At 69.2% G+C, this 2,865-nt stretch carries 2 protein-coding genes and 1 pseudogene; all 3 read right to left on the reverse strand.

All coding sequences use genetic code 11. From position 1 onward, the window contains the following. Positions 1-66: 66 nt before the first annotated feature. A complete protein-coding gene (locus KZA10_RS11265) occupies positions 67-1,872 on the reverse strand; it encodes an alpha-mannosidase (protein WP_374196581.1) in 1,806 nt (601 codons plus the stop codon). A 17-nt stretch (positions 1,873-1,889) separates the two neighbouring features. Next, a pseudogene (locus KZA10_RS11270) lies at positions 1,890-2,216 on the reverse strand (enoyl-CoA hydratase-related protein); the annotation flags it as partial. Between the two features lie 28 nt (positions 2,217-2,244). Further along, the coding region (locus KZA10_RS11275; RefSeq protein ID WP_218682932.1) for an NAD-binding protein at positions 2,245-2,865 on the reverse strand (621 nt) is incomplete at its 5' end.

Here is a 2,865-nt window from a genome sequence, read left to right on the forward strand (position 1 = left end):
GTGTCGCTCGCCGACTACGAGGCCTTCCGCGCGTCCCTCTGACGATTCCCGACCAGGCCGCCCCTCTCAGCGCACGATGCGCAGCGTCCGCACCTCGAACGGACGCAGCTTCAGCTCGCCACCGGTCCTGGCGTCGTCGATGTCGTCTTCGATCAGGCTCACCTCGCGTACCTCGCGGTGCTCGAACCCGACAGAGACCTCGCCGGCCGCACGCCGTCCGAGCGCCTCGTACACGCGCACGATCACGTCACCCGAGCCGTCGTCGGCCAACTTGACCGCCGACACCACGATGCCCTCTCCCTCCACCGACACGAGGGGCTCGACCTCGCGCTCACCGCGCACGACGCTCGGAAGCGCGTTGATCCGGATGCCCTCGGCCGTCGCGATCGCGGCATCCGCTCCGATCACGAAGCCGACCTCGATCTCGTGGTGACCGTGGTCGGTGTCGGGGTCGGGGAAGCGCGGCGCCCGCAGCAGCGAGAGCCGCACGGTCGTGGCGACCGCGTCGTCGGACACCTCGCGCGAGGTGTCGTAGCCGTAGATCGAGTCGTTCACCAGGGCCACGCCGAAATCCTGCTCGCGCACCAGCACGAAGCGGTGCATCGACGTCTCGAACTTCGCCGCCTCCCAGCTGGTGTTCGTGTGCGTGACGCGCGACTGATAGCCGAACTGGGTCTCGGCGTCGGTGTGCGCGGCCTGCACGTCGAGCGGGAAGGCGAGCTTGAGCAGCTTCTCGGTCTCGTGCCAGTCGATCTCGTTGCGCAGCAGCACGGTGCGCGACTCCGGCTGGAGGATGATCGTCTGCTCGATGGTCGACTCCGAGAACGGACGCACGACCACGATCCGGGCGGAGCCGCCGACCATCGAGGCCTCGATCGACGAGACGGCCGTGAGGTCGTCGACGCTGCCCAGGTAGTACCGGTCGATGTCCCACGCATCCCACATGTTCGGGAAGTCCTGGTGCAGCTGGAACAGGTTCGCGGCCTTGCCCGGCGCGACGGCATCGCGACCGGTGCCCTTGTCGACGGCCGAGACGATCAGGCCATCGGCGGAGACGAGCACCGAGACGAGCTCGTTCTCCAGGCGCCAGCCGCCATCCTCCTCGGTGAGCGAGACGGGCGCCGCCGTGGACTCGACCACGAAGGCCGCCCCGAGTGCGCGGCCGCGGCCGACCGATGTCGGCTCGAACTGCAGCTCCCGATCACCCTCGCCGGCGAGAGAACGGCGGGCGGCGACGGCGATGTCGCGGGCGTCCGAGAGCACATCCGACAGCACGGCGACAGCCTCGCGGTGCACCCACGCGATCGAGGTGCCGGGGAGGATGTCGTGGAACTCGTGCAGCAGCACGGCCTGCCACAGCCGGTCGAACTCGGCCTGGGGATACGCGGCGCCGGTGCGCACGGCATCGGTCGCGGCCCACAGCTCGGCCTCGATCAGCGCGTGCTCCGCCCAGCGGTGCAGCGCCTTGGTGGCGTGCTGGCTGGTGAGCGTTCCGCGGTGCAGCTCGAGGTACAGCTCGCCGACCCACACCGCCGGGTTCGGCAGCTCGGCCTTGGCGGCGTCGAAGAAGTCGTCCGGGTGCTCCCACACGACCTGCGCGCTGCCCTCGAGGTCGCGCAGGCGCTCGGCCTTGCCCGTCATCTCGCGGGTCGTGCCACCGCCGCCGTCACCCCAGCCGACCGGGGCGATCGACCGCGAGCTGAGACGGTTCTCCTTGAACTGGCGAGCGGCCTTCGCGACCTCCATGCCGCTGAGCTGCGAGTTGTAGGTGTCCATCGAGGGGAAGTGCGTGAACACCTGCGAACCGTCGATGCCCTCCCACAGGAAGGAGTGGTGCGGGAAGACGTTCTGCTGGTTCGAGTGGTTCTTCACGCAGAAGATCTCCTGGAACCATCCAGGGCGAAGCCGGAGACCGCGGCGATCACGGGCGTGCGCACCGCGGCGAACTCGTGCCAGACCCCGAAATGATCGGTCTCGAGCATCTGCACCGCGGACATGCCCTCCATCTCCTTGATGTCGGCGCCGGCGGCGAAGGCCTTCTCGGATCCGGTCACCACGATCGCGCCGACGCCCTCGTCCGCGTCGAAGGCCACGGCCGCGGCGGTGACCTCTTCCGCGAGCCGGCTGTTCAACGCGTTCAGCGCCTCCGGACGGTTCAGGGTGATCCACCCGACTCGTCCGCGCTGCTCGACCAGGATCGTCTCGTACTCGGTCATGTCACCCTCTCCGTCGAAGTACCGATCATCACACGAGGTCGTCGCGGATGTCGGTGATGATGCCGGAGAAATCGCGCCCCGCGCCGTCGCCGGCCGCGAACGCGGCATAGATCTCCTGCGCGAGACGGCCCATCCTGGCATCCGTCGACGTCTGCTCGATCGCCTGCAGCGCGAGGCCGAGATCCTTCGCCATCAACGCCCCGGCGAAACCCGGCTGATAGTCGCGGTTGGCAGGACTCGTGGGCACAGGGCCGGGCACGGGGCAGTTGGTCGTGATCGACCAGCACTGGCCCGAGGCCTGCGAGACGACGTCGAACAGCGCCTGATGCTCGAGCCCGAGCCGCTCCCCCAGCACGAACGCCTCGGCCACCGCGATCTGCGAGACCGCGAGCACCATGTTGTTGCACACCTTCGCCGCCTGGCCGAGGCCGGGACCGCCGCAGTGCACGATGCGCTTTCCCATGACCTCGAGCAGCGGGAGGGCGGCTGCGAAGTCGTCGTCCGACCCGCCGACCATGAAGGCGAGGGTGCCGTTCTCCGCGCCGACCACGCCTCCCGATACCGGAGCGTCGACGTTGCGGTGCCCGGCGGCGAGCGCGAGAGCGTGGGCGGCCCGCGCCTCATCGACGGCGATGGTCGACGACTCGAT

The sequence above is a fragment of the Microbacterium sp. BF1 genome, from assembly GCF_019279095.1.
Lineage (GTDB): Bacteria > Actinomycetota > Actinomycetes > Actinomycetales > Microbacteriaceae > Microbacterium > Microbacterium maritypicum.